8 protein-coding genes are annotated in these 14,387 nt (G+C 32.4%); 6 read left to right on the top strand and 2 right to left on the bottom strand.

What is annotated here, in order from left to right:
• Window positions 1–43 precede the first annotated feature (43 nt).
• Window positions 44–1,045 carry a GTPase ObgE gene (gene obgE, locus PQ462_RS21055; protein ID WP_012022510.1) on the top strand — a complete coding sequence of 334 codons (1,002 nt, stop codon included), beginning with the start codon at window positions 44–46 and terminating at the stop codon, window positions 1,043–1,045.
• 116 nt (window positions 1,046–1,161) lie between these two features.
• On the opposite strand, the gene PQ462_RS21050 is transcribed toward obgE, so the two are convergent.
• On the bottom strand, window positions 1,162–1,692 hold the full coding sequence (locus PQ462_RS21050) for an outer membrane beta-barrel protein (protein ID WP_274251451.1): 531 nt from the start codon (window positions 1,690–1,692) through the stop codon (window positions 1,162–1,164).
• 312 nt (window positions 1,693–2,004) lie between these two features.
• Between PQ462_RS21050 and PQ462_RS21045 the strand changes: the two genes are divergently transcribed.
• Window positions 2,005–4,149, top strand: a complete 2,145-nt coding sequence (locus PQ462_RS21045; protein WP_274251450.1) for a S46 family peptidase — start codon at window positions 2,005–2,007, stop codon at window positions 4,147–4,149.
• A 115-nt stretch (window positions 4,150–4,264) separates the two neighbouring features.
• Here PQ462_RS21045 and PQ462_RS21040 read toward each other — a convergent pair whose 3' ends face one another.
• Complete coding sequence (locus tag PQ462_RS21040; protein WP_274251449.1) at window positions 4,265–10,513, bottom strand: alpha-2-macroglobulin family protein; 6,249 nt, start codon at window positions 10,511–10,513, stop codon at window positions 4,265–4,267.
• Window positions 10,514–10,717: 204 nt separating this feature from the next.
• Between PQ462_RS21040 and PQ462_RS21035 the strand changes: the two genes are divergently transcribed.
• The 4 genes from PQ462_RS21035 (at window position 10,718) to PQ462_RS21020 (ending at window position 14,386) form a co-directional block, all read left to right on the top strand.
• Window positions 10,718–12,073, top strand: a complete 1,356-nt coding sequence (locus tag PQ462_RS21035) for a UDP-N-acetylmuramate--L-alanine ligase (protein ID WP_121360077.1) — start codon at window positions 10,718–10,720, stop codon at window positions 12,071–12,073.
• A 196-nt stretch (window positions 12,074–12,269) separates the two neighbouring features.
• Window positions 12,270–12,959, top strand: a complete 690-nt coding sequence (radC, locus tag PQ462_RS21030; RefSeq protein WP_149206207.1) for a RadC family protein — start codon at window positions 12,270–12,272, stop codon at window positions 12,957–12,959.
• A gap of 3 nt (window positions 12,960–12,962) precedes the next feature.
• A complete protein-coding gene (locus PQ462_RS21025; RefSeq protein WP_274251448.1) occupies window positions 12,963–13,649 on the top strand; it encodes a YjjG family noncanonical pyrimidine nucleotidase in 687 nt (228 codons plus the stop codon).
• A 2-nt stretch (window positions 13,650–13,651) separates the two neighbouring features.
• Window positions 13,652–14,386: a hypothetical protein gene (locus PQ462_RS21020; protein WP_274251447.1), complete on the top strand. Its 735-nt coding sequence runs from the start codon at window positions 13,652–13,654 to the stop codon at window positions 14,384–14,386.
• Window position 14,387: the final 1 nt, after the last annotated feature.

Here is a 14,387-nt window from a genome sequence, read left to right as displayed (position 1 = left end):
GGAGTAATCTAAAATCTAAATCTAAAATCTGAAATTCAGAAAAATGACAGAAGGAAATTTTGTAGATTACGTTAAGATATATGTTTCATCCGGAAAGGGAGGAAAAGGATCTACGCATTTACATAGAGAGAAATTTATTGAAAAAGGCGGTCCGGACGGTGGAGACGGAGGTCGAGGCGGACATGTGTATTTAGTTGGGAATAAAGGACTCTGGACATTATTTCATTTAAAGTTTGCGCGCCATATTAAAGCTGGTCACGGTGGAGATGGAGGATCAGACAGAAGTACGGGAGCTGATGGAGAAGATAAATTTATTGAAGTGCCATTAGGAACTGTTGTAAAAGACAAAGAAACCGGTGAGGTACTTTTTGAAATCACAGAAGACGGTGAAAAAAGAATTCTGGCAAAAGGAGGAAAAGGAGGTTTAGGAAACTGGCATTTTAGAAGTTCGACAAATCAAACGCCTCGTTATGCACAACCAGGTTTACCTGGTTTAGAAATGGACGTTATCCTTGAGCTTAAAGTTTTGGCCGATGTAGGTTTAGTTGGTTTTCCTAATGCAGGAAAATCTACTTTATTGTCTGTATTGACTTCTGCAAAACCAAAAATTGCCGATTACCCTTTTACAACCCTAAAACCAAATTTAGGAATTGTTGCTTACAGAGATTTTCAATCTTTTGTAATTGCTGATATTCCCGGAATTATTGAAGGTGCAGCAGAAGGAAAAGGTTTAGGACATTATTTTCTGCGTCATATTGAACGTAATTCAACTTTATTATTTTTAGTTCCTGTAGATACTCCGGATATTAAAGCAGAATATGATATTTTGGTGAATGAATTAACAAAATACAATCCTGAAATGTTAGATAAAGAACGTCTTTTGGTTATCTCAAAATGTGATATGCTGGATGATGAACTTAAGGCTGAATTAAAAGCTGAATTAGACGTTTCTTTTAAAGATATTCCGTACATGCTTATTTCGTCTGTTGCTCAGCAAGGTTTAACAGATTTAAAAGATAAGCTTTGGAAAATGCTAAACGAATAATATCATTTTACTATAAATATAAAACCCGGCAAAGCAGATTGCCGGGTTTTTTACTTTCTGCGTGACAAAACAAAAAGTATAAAGGATTTGACTTTCTAACTTAAATCCTGTAAAATTTATAGTCCAAAATTCTTAGAAATCCCAATGTTTAGAGTTTTTCCAAAATTGAAACCTAAATTTTCTTGTCTCGGATCATTTTTTCCATCAAGGTTGTCATAGTTTATTCCTCCAATAGAGAAGTTTAACCCAAAACCATTTTTCATATTAATAAATAAAGCAGGTGTTAAGCTGGCATAAAAACCTTTTGCATTATTTAATGAAGTGTTTTGATACCCAGCACCCAGATCTGCAAAAACAGAAAACATTTGTGAAAGCGGAGTTGAATAACGTACAAAACCTCCAATTTTATATTTTTCAGTTTTGTCTATTCCCATGGTTTTTACATTCATAATTGATCCTTCAACTCCTGCAGTCCATTTTTCTGCAAATTGGTATCCAACTCTTGGTGAGAATTCGAAATTTTCAAGTTTAGAATCTCCTAATTTTTCTGAAGCATATCCAACATTTCCTCCTAATAATATAGAATTTTTTTGTGCGCTTGCAATTGTTGTAATTAATAATACAACTGCTGCTAATAATTTTTTCATGGTTAATTTATTTAATTGGCGGCAAATTTAGAATAAATATAATTGTAAGAAATATTTTAAGTTTAAAATTTTATATTGTGAGTTAATTTTTATAAAATATTCATGATTTTAATTTTTAAAATCATTTTTAAAATAAGTTTTAGGTATTTTTCTGTGGGTTAGTTTAAATATTTAATAATTAATTTGGTTTTAGGATTAATTAAGAATTTCGAAAAATCATCAAATAATCTATTCAATCTGTTTTGTTTTTTGCTTTAATGTTTATTTTTTCTTTGAAAATGAGTTATATTCGCAGAACTTAAACAAAATAACATGAAAAAAATAGTTTTATTCTTGACCATGTGCCTTATGACTTTCCCTATGAGAGCCGATGAAGGAATGTGGTTTTTGATGTTTATCGAAAGATTGAACCATAGAGATATGGAAAAAATGGGCTTGCAATTAACAGCCGAAGAAATTTACAGTATCAATCACCATAGTTTGAAAGATGCTATTGTACAATTCAACGGAGGATGTACAGCTGAAATCGTTTCAAAAGAAGGATTGGTTTTAACAAACCACCACTGTGGTTACAATGCAATTGCTGAACTTTCTACAGCAGAACAAAACTATTTGAAAGATGGTTTCTGGGCTAAACAAAAAAGTGCCGAAATGAAACCAAAATCTCTATATGTTCGTTTCTTTGTTCGTATGGATGATGTTTCTAAAAGAATTTTGTCTAAAGTAAACGATCAAATGACTGAAACTGAAAGAAACAAAATCATTCAGCAGGAAATTAGTCTGATTGAAAAAGAAAATAGCGAAAACGGAAAATATACAGTTTCTGTTCGTCCTTTCTTTCAAGGAAATGAATATTACTATTTCGTTTACCAGGATTATACAGACGTTCGTTTAGTGGGAACACCACCAGAAAGCGTTGGTAAATTTGGTGGAGATACAGACAACTGGGAATGGCCTCGTCAAACAGGAGATTTCTCAATGTTTAGAGTTTATGCTGATAAAGACGGAAATCCTGCAGCGTATTCTAAAGACAATGTGCCTTTGAAACCAAAACACTATCTGCCAGTAAGTATTAAAGGTGTAAAAGAGAATGATTTTGCTATGATCTTAGGTTATCCGGGAAGAACAAACCGCTGGATGCCGGCTGGAGGAATTGAGCAAAATATTAAATATGCTTATCCTGCATGGGTTGAAGGTGCTAAAACCGGAATGGATGTAATGAAAAAGTATATGGATAAAGATGCAACTGTACGTTTACAATATGCTTCTAAATATGCTTCTACAGCAAATTACTGGAAAAACCGTCAAGGTATGATCGATGCTTTAACAAAAGCAGGAACGGTTGATACTAAAGCAGAACAAGAAGATAAATTTTATGAGTGGGCAAGTAAACCTGCAAATAAAGAGAAATACGAAAACGTAATTCCAACTATTAACGATTATTACAGAGAAACAAACTTAAAAGCGCGTCATGATAACTATTTAATGCAGCTTTTACGTACTTCTAGCTATGCAACAGGACCTGCAAATTTAGGAAATGCATTGATCGCTTACTTTAACGAAAATGACGCTAAAAAAGCAGAAATGCTTCCTAAAATTAATGCAATGATCGAAAATATCTACGGTGAGTTTTATGAGCCGTTAGAAAAAGATATTTTAATTGCACAATTAAACTTATATGCTTCAAAAGCTTCTGAATATGGTTTGGCAACTCAAATTGCAGCTATGAAAGCGGCTAACAATGGTGATTTTACATCAGATGTTACTAAAGGAGCTGAAATGAGTTATTTTTCATCTAAAGAAAAAATACAAGCATTCATGGCTAATCCAAAACCATTGGCAATTGTACATGATCCTTTGTATATTATTTCTAATGATTTGTTGACTAAATACCGTTCTAAAACAGATGATCAGGCAAAAGCTGATGATGGTTTTGCAACTGCTTACCGCGAATTGGTTGAAGGTTTAAGAGAATCAAAATTGAATGCAATTAAATATCCAGATGCTAACTCAACTTTGAGATTGACTTACGGAAAAGTTCGCGCTTTACCTGCAGATCCGCGTAATGATGCAGCGATCAACAATTATACTACTATGGAAAGCATGGTGAAAAAGTATAAAGCAGGAGATCAGGAATTTGATTTACCAGCACGTTTACTAGAGTTAAACAAGAAAAAAGATTTCGGTCAATATGCTGATAAAGCAGGTTACATGCCGGTAAACTTTTTAACTGATAATGATATTACAGGTGGAAATTCAGGTTCTCCGGTTCTTAACGGAAAAGGTGAGTTAATTGGAATTGCTTTTGACGGTAACATCGAAGCTATGGCTGGAGACGTTATTTTTGATTCTAAATTACAAAGAACTATCAACGTTGATATTCGTTATGTACTTTGGCTTATTGACAAATACGCTGGAGCTAAAAACATTATTGACGAATTGACGATTGCTAAATAATCGAAGTTCTGATTTATAAATATAAAACCCGACAAGTTTTTAAAACCTGTCGGGTTTTCATTTTTTATTGCATTCTTTTTGGAATTTGAAATTCCCCTTCTGGGAATTTTAATTCTTAATCCACTTTTACTCGAATGCCTTTGGTATGACTTGCAAATTCCGGAGCATACATACTTTGAATTGTGGTAATTCCGTTTGAGAATTCACCGCTGTTGTTTACTCGAATATCATATTCTAAAACATAAGTTCCTTTGTTGATTTGATCAAAAAAGAAATGTGTTGCTGCATCTTTGGTACTCATATAATAACCCAGACGATTTTTGTATTGATATTGAGAAAGTACATTTACAGGTTCAAAACAAGAAGCTCTCATGTCTTTTAAATGAACATATTCTGAGTCTTCTTTCGCAGTTATAATTAAACGAACTGTAACCAGATCACCTGTTTTTAAAGGATCTTTAGATGTAATTCTGTGCAGCTGATCTCCTTTTAAAGAACTTTTCTTTATGTACAATTCTTTTGAAACTGATAAAACGGCTCCAGAGTCGTTTTTAATTTTATCTAAATCTTCAAAATACTGCCAGTAAACACCGCCAAATCCCGGAACTTTGGATTTGTTTTGAATGCTTATTGAAGCCATTTCTTTTTTTACTTCTTCGGCTTTCCAGTTTAATTTGATATAACCTGTTTCGGCTTCTTTTTGATTTTCTGCCAGTTTTTTGGTCATGATTTTTTCATCTCCCAATTTAATAATAGTATTGTCTTTTACAGAAAGCCAGTCTGTACCCTGCATTAATAAAGCATAAACGGCTTCGGTTGTAGATTTAGTTGTAGGCCAGTTTTTAGTCTGTTTGTTTTTTAATAACCAGACTTTCATTGCATCAACAGATTTCGTGTCGTTAGATATTTCAGCGAAAGCCTCAATTAATAAAGCCTGAGTTTCTATAGGTGCCTGATACCAATACCATCCGGATTTATTCGCAATCCAGTACATTCCCCAATCTTCATTGTTTGATGAAGTTTCTTTTAGGCTTTCTACAATTTTTTTAGCAGTTTCTTTATCTCCAAATCGGTTTAGGGTTATTGCTGCTAATCCCTTTTCATAAATAGAATAATTGAGCCAGTCTTTTTTAGCTTTATCCAGATACAATTGGATTGTTTTCTTTAATGTATCTGACTGCGGATATTTTTCTAAATAGAAACTTCTGGTATACAAATAGTGAAGATCAGAATAGGGATTGTACCAGATTAACTTATCAACCTCTTTTAAGTTTTTGGTTCTTGTTTTATGGTATTCTATAAATTTACTGTCCAGAAACGGAATCCCGTTTTTAGCAATTTCATCGGCTTTATTTCCAGCCGTTTTTGTGAGTTTATTTAAATGCCCTAAACCTGCTAAAATATGTCTGGTTATATATTCATTTTCATAACCGCCTTCAAACCATGAAAATGCTCCTGAAGTATTTTGTTTTTGTTTTAATTTTTCAAAAGCACTTTCTAAAGAAGTTTTCATTTTTTCTAAATCAAACAAGAGAGCCAGATTTTTTTTCTTTTCATCTTCGCTTTGCGCATCATTCAGCCAAGGCGTTTCGGCGAGAATTAAAGATTTTAATTCTTCGTTTTCTTCCAGTTTAGAAACAGTTTTTCCGCTTTTTCTCCATTCTTCAAAAACAGATGCAATCTTAGGATTACTGGAAATAATTTCTGAAGCTAAAGAATTAGCATAATAACGTGCAAATGTCTGTTCAGCACATTCGTGTTCATATTCCATTAAATAGGGCAGGGACTGAATCGCCAGCCATGTAGGATTTGAAGTGTACTCAAAAGTAAACTGATGATTTTTTAAAGTTGTAGAATTATTGTTTTTTAAATTTTCGAAATTATATTCTTTTGTAGAATTTTCTCTTACCCATACCGGAATACTTTCTGTAACGAGTATATTATTGGTCAACACAGGAAGAATGTTTTCTTCGCCGTCTGAGAAATTGCCGGCTTTTGCTATAATTTTATACTGAACGCCCTGTAGACCTTCCGGAATTGTAATTGTCCAGCTTACAGAAGTATTGCCATGAGAGGAAATGGTGAAATTTTTAATATTTTTTGTATTCAACATTTTATAATCAATTGGCAGCATAGTTACCGCATCAAAAAATTGTAAAGAAGCAATTCCTGTTTTGGCCTGATCCGTCATATTAGAGATTTTTGCATTGATCACAATTTCATCCTTTTCTCTAAAAAAGCGAGGGAAATTAGGAGTTACCATTAATTCCTTTTGAGTAATAACACTTTTCTCTAAATAGCCGGAAACAGCATCTTTGTTATGTGCCAGTAAACGGAATTTCCAAGCGGTTAAAGCTTCAGACGATGTGAAATTAAAACTTACTTTTCCTTTAGAATCAGTTTTTAAATTGGGTAAAAAGAAAGCAGTTTCAGAAAGATTTTTTCTCGCCTTTACCTGACTTAAGGCTTCTAGGGCTTTTTTGGTTGTAACGATAATGGCACCATTTGCAGCTTTGCTTCCGTATAATGCAGTTGCCTTTTCTGGATCTAATGTCTCAATTGAAAGAATCTGTTTTGGATCAATATCTTTAATGTTAGTCATAATTTCACCATCGACAACATAGATAGGTTCGTTTCCTGCTATATTGCTGTTCCCTCTAACTTGTATTCCAGGTGCTTTTTTACTTGCATTAAAACTACCTGTTACAGCTTCCTCTCTCATGACAGAAGGAGCAGCAGGAGGTGCACTTGCTGCTAAAACAGCATCAGCTTCTCCCTCAATCATTGCACCTCCCACTTTTTTGTCTTTTAGTTCAGCGATTGTTATGCCTGAATAAGCAGTACCAAATCGGCTGTTGTAAAAGTCAAAGCCAAACCAGTTTAGTTTTATTTCATCAAAATGAAAATCAATTTGAGGAAATATTTCATTTAAGTTTTCTAATGATAAATACGCCATGTCAAAACCTAATGCAGATCTTGTCATAACAGAGTTATAATAGTAAGGGTCAAGCTTTAAAAGGTTCCAGTCTTTTTTAGTGAATTTGTCTAATGAGCTGTCGTACATTGAAGCTAAAACTTCGGCTTCTATTTTTGCAGATACACCATTTAATTTAAACGACCAGGTTTCGGTGCTTCCGGGTTGTATTTTATTTCTAAAAGTTTCAATTATCCATTCTAGTTTTTGTTCCTGCGTTTTAAGATCTACAGTTATGGCATCAGTAAAACTGGCATTGTCGAAAATACTTTCAAATCCTATTTTTATCTGTTTTTCAAATTCATTTTTCAATGGAATTTTGATTACAGCTTCGTGATTTTGCAAATGAAAGGTATCTTCAAAATATACTTTATTTTGATAGTTTCCATTGGCACTAATATAAAGTTCAGGAATTACCGAAGACAACTTAACAAGTACAAAATCATCTTTTTTGGGATCATCATTTATCTGCACTGCCGAAAATAAGCGGTCTGAATGAAATTTGTCCTTGCTTTGTTTGATGTTGAAGTTTGTTGTAGATTCAATTGTATTTTGAAAACTGTCTTTGGCAGTAAACACAATCTTGTAATTTCCGGATTTATAATTTGAAATGAAATCAAGAATGATTTTTTTATCTTTTTGCGTGTCTACTTTCTTTGAAAACAATAAAACTTCCGGAGATTTCTCTGCAAATGGATTTTCGTTGATTTCATACGGAAATAATGCTTCAAATTCTTTAGCAGAAATAGTTTCAATTTCAGGTCTATTAAAGATTCTTGGTTTAAATTTATTTGGAAACGGACTTACAAAGTACAATTTGATTTCGCCTTTGGCAGCCAGAAATTCTCCGTTTAAATTTGTGCTGTTTAAAATGATTTCGTTTTTGTCTTTTGTTTCAATTGTGTTTGGAACAAGAGCGTCGATAATTAAATCATGATAACCCACTTTTACAGTTGTTACCGCCGTATGCGTTTCGCCGTTTATATCTGTAATTGAGGCATTAATTTCATAATTGAAAACAGGTCTTTGTTCTTTAGAATTATTGTTTGAAGGCAATGCCGTAAAGTCAATTGTGAATTTTCCTGAAGCATCGGTTTTAGTTTCGCCAACTGCTAAAGTCTCGTTTTCTTCGCGCCCGTAATAATTTCTAAAATAGGTTGTGTATCGGTTTACGCTGTATTTAACAACCGCGTCAGAGATACTGCTTCCTGCAAAAGCAATTGCTGTTCCTTTTATTTTAACAGATTCATTAAGTTTAAAACTTTCTTTTTTGGCATCGAAAGTAACTTCAAATTTTGGACGTTTGTATTCTTCTACGCTAAAATAAATAGTAGAATTATTAAAGTTAATGTTATTCCAAAACGTTGCTGCTGTTTCCTTTTTGGTGTAATCATCTGGTCTTTGCACGCCGATATGGAAATCACCTGTTAAGCCATTTTTTGGAAGAACAAATTCGCCTGAAAACGAACCAAATTCATTTGTTGTTAATTCAAATTCATTTATTTTTTGGTAATTAACATCGTTTACAACAATTTTAAAAGGCGTGTTTGGTACTACACTTGATTTGTTTTTGCTTTTTTGAATTGCAATACCTTTAAAATATACAGTTTGTCCAGGTCTGTAAATAGCTCTGTCTAAATAAAATTCGACTTTGGCATTTGCTCTTTCGTTTTCAGACAAACCATAATCAGAGACATATCTCAGGTAGTTTTTGTGAATTAAAATGCTGTCATTTCCTATAGAAAATTCAACAGGTTCATAATTATAACTTTCGTTTTTCAATTGTAATGACACAATTCCTTTCGAGTCAGTTTTGGCAGTAGAAGTTGAGGATTTTACTGTTACATTCTCAAGAGGTTTTCCTGTTTTTCGATCTAAAACCTGATAGTTTTCAATTTTATCTTGTCTCGTTGCCAAAACAGAAATGTTTGAAACCGTAATAACTTCGTAAGCAGAAGCTTTTTTGTTTTTACTATCAGAATCACTTTCAAAATACACTAAGTAGTTCCCAATGGTTAATTTAGGAAGCAGCAGTTCAGTATTGTATTCAAAATAATCGTTCTTGTTTTTTAAATCATAATTCTGTGAAATTACCGGAGTTTGATTTTTTATTGTTGATTTACACAAGCTGTCTCTTCCTGTTTCAGATTGTTTTTGAAATTTCTTTACCTGAGATAAATTGATCTTATAATAAGAAACCTTCAGCCCGTTCAGGTTTTTATAACTTATAGATGTTCTGGTGTTTTCATTATCGTAAATATACTTTTCAAGTTGAATGGATACTGACTTTTCAGTAAGCTCTCTCTTTTTTAATAAAGCTAAATTTGCCGTATTGGTTTTTTTATTGATTTGTATAATCTCATCAAGTATTTTGAGAGCTTCGATATTATTTTCTGGATAAAACTCTTTTGAAGCTTTATTGGCTAAAAGTTCTGCTTTTTCAAGTTTTATTTTTTGCAGAAGATTTTCATCTTTAGCGATTTTTTCGGCTTTGTCTAAATATTGGCTGAAAGCTTCATCAGAATGAACTAATGCATTATTACAGTATTTTACACGCTCAAATTGATTTTCTAACGATGGATTGTCTTTCTCTTTTTTCTGGTATAACTCCAAGGTTTTTTTTAAATGCTCCTCTTTTATAAAATCAAAATTAAGGGTTAAAAATGATTCAGTACTGCCCAATAATTTATCTGAGTGCTGGAAAAGGTCTGAATATGGAATTTTCCAGCTTTCGATTTTTTCTTTATAAAAAGTGATGTTTTCATCTAATACATAATCATACAAACTTGAGTTTTTGAATTTGTCTGAAGTAAATTCAAAAATTAAGGCATAGTTATTTAAAGGTGTTTTTTTTAGAATTTCTTCATTTTCTAATGTTTTATTGTAAAGCGCTATAATCTCTTTTTCTGGTGTTAAATACATCGAAGCATTATCATGCGCAATACCATCAACTGAAGCTGTATCAATTGTTGCTGCAGCCTGGTCAATTAAAGAAGCTTCATCATCAACAACAGCCGCAGCGCTGTCTACTACAACTGCATAATCATCATAATTTGAAAAATGGTTAAGGCATTTTGCATAAATCAATGTTAATATGGCTTTTGACGGAATTGAAACACGATTTATATCGGTTTTAAGATTGTCGAGAATTTTTGTTTTGGCATTTTCGTCAATTACCATTAAATATTTGGCCTGATAAAAAAAGCATTTTATCATTTCGGTTTCATTCTTTTTTGCTGTTGCTTTTTTGTAAATTTTGGCAACTAATTCATTTGCAGATTTAATTTTGCCTTCGTTTTCAAATGCAATAACCTTTGCCCAGTTTTTATCATTTTGCTGAGCAAACAGGGTGGAAGAAATCAAAGTAAATACAAATAACATATTTTTCATAGAGTAGTTTTTAGTATATAGAGGCCTTTTTTTATTAAATGGTTGGGATACGCGAAAAATAATTTTCGTACAAATTACTAATTTATCCCCAAAACCAAATGTGACATTTTATATTTCCTTATTTTTGAAAATTATTATTGAGTTTTATTAGTTACTTGCTATTTCGATTAACTGATTAAACAGTTTAACGATTAAACATTTTAAATGAAAACACATTTCATTGCCATTGGCGGAAGCGCGATGCACAACCTTGCATTAGCATTACATAATAAAGGATATCAGGTTACAGGAAGTGACGATGCTATTTTTGAACCTTCAAAATCAAGATTAGAAAAAAAAGGAATTCTTCCTGCAGAATTGGGCTGGTTTCCTGAAAAGATAACGGCAGATATTGATGCCATTATTTTAGGAATGCACGCAAAAGCTGATAATCCTGAATTATTAAAAGCGCAGGAATTGGGATTGAAAATTTATTCATATCCAGAGTTTTTATACGAACAGTCTAAAAATAAAACTCGTGTTGTGATTGGTGGTTCTCACGGAAAAACTACGATTACTTCGATGATTCTGCATGTAATGCATTATCATAATATTGCAGTTGATTACATGGTAGGAGCACAGCTGGAAGGTTTTGATACTATGGTTCACCTTACAGAAGAAAATGATTTTATGGTTTTGGAAGGCGATGAGTATTTGTCTTCACCTATAGACAGACGACCAAAGTTTCATTTGTATCAGCCAAATATTGCTTTAATTTCTGGAATTGCCTGGGATCATATTAATGTTTTTCCAACGTATGAAAATTATGTAGAGCAGTTTGAAATTTTTATTGAAAAAATTACCAATGGCGGAATTTTGGTTTACAACGAAAATGACCCAGAAGTAAAACGTGTTTCAGAAGCTGCAACAAATCCAATTCGTAAATTACCTTACAGTACACCAGAATATTCTGTTGCCGATGGTGTAACGCTTTTAAAAACTCCAGAAGGCGATATGCCAATTGAAGTTTTTGGAGCTCACAATTTAAATAATTTGGCTGGAGCAAAATGGATCTGCCAGAATATGGGTGTTGACGAAGAAGATTTCTACGAAGCAATTGCAAGCTTTAAAGGTGCTTCTAAACGTTTAGAAAAAATCGCCGAAGGAAAAGGGAAAGTAGCTTATAAAGATTTTGCACATTCGCCAAGTAAAGTTGCTGCGACAACTAAAGCGGTTAAAGAGCAATATCCTAACAGAACTTTGGTGGCGTGTTTAGAATTGCATACTTACAGCAGTTTGAATGCTGCATTTTTAAAAGAATATGAAGGAGCATTAGAATATGCTGATGTTGCTGTTGTGTTTTATTCGCCAGATGCCGTTAAGATTAAACAGCTTGAAGAAGTAACTTATGAGCAGATTGCAGCTGCATTTAACAGAAAAGATTTGATTATTTATACGAATCCAACTGAATTTAAAGAATATTTATTCAACTTAAATCTTGATAATTCTGCACTTTTATTAATGAGTTCAGGAAACTACGGAGGTTTGAATTTTGATGAAGTAAAAGGGTTGATTAATTAGAGAATTAGCCAATTTGAAAATTAGATAATAGGCCGGCTGTTTTTACAGCCGGCTTTTTTTAATATATTGTTTCTGTTTTTTATTTTTCGGATATGATTTGAAAAGCTATAAGAAGATTAAAAATTTAAAATCAAATATATTTTTTGAAAGATTTTTCTTCTTTTTAATATATATTCGCTTCTTAAATTATTTGATTATGGAAGGAAGTCATTTTGCTATAAGAGATTGGTCAGAAGATGATAAGCCTCGCGAAAAATTAATGCTTAAGGGCAAAGAGGCTCTGAGTGATGCTGAATTAATGGCTATTTTAATTGGTTCTGGAAGTCGTAACGAATCTGCTGTTGCATTAAGCCAGCGGATTTTAGCTTCTGCTAAAAATTTAAACTCTTTATGGAAAATGTCTGTTTCGCAGTTAATAAAGTTTAAAGGAATAGGAGAGGCCAAAGCAGTTTCAATCGTTGCCGCATTAGAATTAGGCAGAAGACAGAGAGCGGAAGATATATTGAAGTTAAAAAAAATAACTTCGAGTAAAGATGCCTTTACTATTATGCAGCCAATTATTGGCGAACTTCCTCACGAAGAATTTTGGGTGCTTTTTCTTAATAATTCAAATAAGGTAATTTCTAAAGCACAATTAAGTAAAGGAGGTATTGCCGGGACAATTGTAGATGTGCGGTTGGTTTTTAAATTGGGATTAGAAAATGGCGCTACTGGTTTGATTTTGTGCCATAATCATCCTTCTGGAGAGTTAAATCCAAGTCAGGCTGATAAACAGATTACTAAGAAAATAAAAACGGCGGGAGAGATATTAGATGTTAAAATTTTAGACCATTTGATTATAACTGAAACAAAATATTATAGTTTTGTAGATGAAGGAATTTTCTAATCTATGAATACTAATATTACAGACATTTTTTTTGATTTAGATCATACATTGTGGGACTTTGATAAAAACTCTCAAATGGCTTTTGATCGTATTTTTAAAAACAATTTCGAAGGAATCAAAATTGAAGATTTTATTGAAAAATATCTTCCAATAAATCAGGAATGCTGGAGATTATATCAAAACGATCAAATTACGCATCAGGAATTGCGTTATAATAGACTCAAGTTTTCTTTTGATGCTTTGAATTATTCAATGACAGATGAAAATATTGATCAGATTTCAAACGATTATATAGAGTTTCTAACTGATAATAATTATCTTTTTGATGGTGCAATTGAGGTTTTGGAATATTTAAAACCAAAGTATAAACTTCACATTATTACGAATGGTTTTGCTCATGTTCAGGAAAAGAAAATTAATAATGCTTCGCTTGGAGGTTATTTTACGACGATTACGAATTCTGAATTAGCAGGTGTTAAAAAGCCAAATAGTATTATCTTTGATTATGCTGTCAATTTGGCTCAGTCATCAAAAGAAAACAGTATTATGGTTGGAGATGATTTTGATGCCGATGTTAACGGAGCTTTAAATGCAGGTATGGACGCTATTTTTTTTAATGTAAAAAATATCGAAACACCTCAAAACTATAAACAAATTAATCATTTATTAGAACTTAAAAAATATTTATAATTATGAAATTAAAAGTTTTATTGACTTTGCTTCTTTGTTCAGTTTTTGGATTCTCGCAATCTATTAACGATTATAAAGCTGTAATAATACCAGTAAAGTACGATTTTATGAAAACTGAAAATCAGTACAGATTAGCAACTTTAACAAAATCTAATCTTCTTAAAGCGGGTTTTAAAGCTTATTATGCTAACGAAGAAATGCCGGCAGGTTTAGGTGACAGATGTGAATTACTTTATGTTGATGTAAAAAAAGACAATGCTTTTTTGGTGACAAAGCTTTTTGTAGAGTTTAAAGATTGTTACGGAAAAATAGTTTATACATCTGAAACAGGAAAGAGCAGGGAAAAAGATTATGAAGCAGCTTATAAAGAAAGCTTAGATAACGCTTTTATTTCTATTATTGCACAGCATTATAAGTATAATGGTAAAACAGTTACAACTCAGGTCGCTCAAACAAGTGCTCCAGTTGTTTCAACGGTTGCAGCGACTACTGTGATTCCTACTCCGGATGTTTCAGATCCAAATTTATTATATGCACAGCCAACTGAAAATGGATATCAATTGATTGACAAAACACCAAAAGTTGTCATGAAATTACTTAAAACTTCACGTCAGGATTCTTTTATCGCAATTAAAGATGGCGTTCAAGGTTCTTTAAATGCAAAAGATAATGGCTGGTATTTTGAATACTACCAAAATGATAAATTAGTTTCAGAAAAAATTTCTGTAAAATTTTAAA

The sequence above is a fragment of the Flavobacterium sp. KACC 22758 genome, assembly GCF_028736135.1.
GTDB lineage: Bacteria > Bacteroidota > Bacteroidia > Flavobacteriales > Flavobacteriaceae > Flavobacterium > Flavobacterium johnsoniae.
The sequence above is the reverse complement of the archived record's forward strand: the minus strand, read 5'-3'. Positions and strand labels throughout refer to the sequence as shown.

What these genes read in the sequence shown, in the direction of transcription:
- obgE (WP_012022510.1), top strand. Translation starts at nt 44, where the DNA reads ATGACAGAAGGAAATTTTGTAGATTACGTTAAGATATATGTTTCATCC.
- PQ462_RS21050 (WP_274251451.1), bottom strand. Translation starts at nt 1,692, where the DNA reads ATGAAAAAATTATTAGCAGCAGTTGTATTATTAATTACAACAATTGCA.
- PQ462_RS21045 (WP_274251450.1), top strand. Translation starts at nt 2,005, where the DNA reads ATGAAAAAAATAGTTTTATTCTTGACCATGTGCCTTATGACTTTCCCT.
- PQ462_RS21040 (WP_274251449.1), bottom strand. Translation starts at nt 10,513, where the DNA reads ATGAAAAATATGTTATTTGTATTTACTTTGATTTCTTCCACCCTGTTT.
- PQ462_RS21035 (WP_121360077.1), top strand. Translation starts at nt 10,718, where the DNA reads ATGAAAACACATTTCATTGCCATTGGCGGAAGCGCGATGCACAACCTT.
- radC (WP_149206207.1), top strand. Translation starts at nt 12,270, where the DNA reads ATGGAAGGAAGTCATTTTGCTATAAGAGATTGGTCAGAAGATGATAAG.
- PQ462_RS21025 (WP_274251448.1), top strand. Translation starts at nt 12,963, where the DNA reads ATGAATACTAATATTACAGACATTTTTTTTGATTTAGATCATACATTG.
- PQ462_RS21020 (WP_274251447.1), top strand. Translation starts at nt 13,652, where the DNA reads ATGAAATTAAAAGTTTTATTGACTTTGCTTCTTTGTTCAGTTTTTGGA.